Source organism: Mesorhizobium sp. M1066 (assembly GCF_040318635.1).
In the GTDB taxonomy this organism is placed as follows: Bacteria; Pseudomonadota; Alphaproteobacteria; order Rhizobiales; family Rhizobiaceae; genus Mesorhizobium.
Genome location: NZ_JAMYMR010000127.1, coordinates 1 through 622, shown reverse-complemented (window position 1 = coordinate 622; position 622 = coordinate 1). Strand labels below are relative to the sequence as shown.

Genomic DNA, 622 nt, shown 5'->3' with positions numbered 1-622 from the left:
GCAACAAACGACGATGACCTGGAGCGGCGTCGCCACGGGCATATCCGAGCTTGGCAAGATTGCAGGTGCCGGCTTGAACATGGCAGCAACGATAGAGCAGGAGAAAAAGGCGAAGCTGGACGCGGAGGACACCGAGATACGCTCTCGCGCCGAGGATGAAACCGAATACAAGTCGGCATATGAAAGGATGATCAACGATGTTCTGGAAACGCTTTCTGAAGTGAGACGCGCCGATGCTGAGACGCGGAGCAAAATCGCCAACATGGGATGAGCTTTGGAACCAGTTAAACCTGCGCAGGAAAAGGAATGAGGAATGTCGGACGTAAGCTTCCCAACTCTGACGTATGCCAATATTGCCGGGGGACGGGGCCGGGCGGCCGCATTGGCACAGCTGCTCCAGATGGAACGATATAATTATCTCGAGCATCAACTCACAGATGAATTCGAGGACATGGAGAAGCTGAACGATTGGCTGAAGAGCGCGAACTCCGCTTTGGCCGAGCTACGCGTCAACCGGCCCGCTGACGACAAGCAAGAGAACGAATATGGCACGTTTGTGGACGCGCAGGGCAAAACCCAGAGCGTCCACAAGTGGATGATCGACAACGGCATCCCTATTGAG

2 protein-coding genes are annotated in these 622 nt (G+C 55.0%); both read left to right on the top strand.

The features are described from left to right. The coding region (locus NKH52_RS35435) for a hypothetical protein (protein WP_352968526.1) at positions 1 to 271 on the top strand (271 nt) is incomplete at its 5' end. A 42-nt stretch (positions 272 to 313) separates the two neighbouring features. After that, positions 314 to 622 (top strand): hypothetical protein (locus NKH52_RS35430; protein WP_352658235.1); only part of this gene is annotated, 309 nt, incomplete at its 3' end.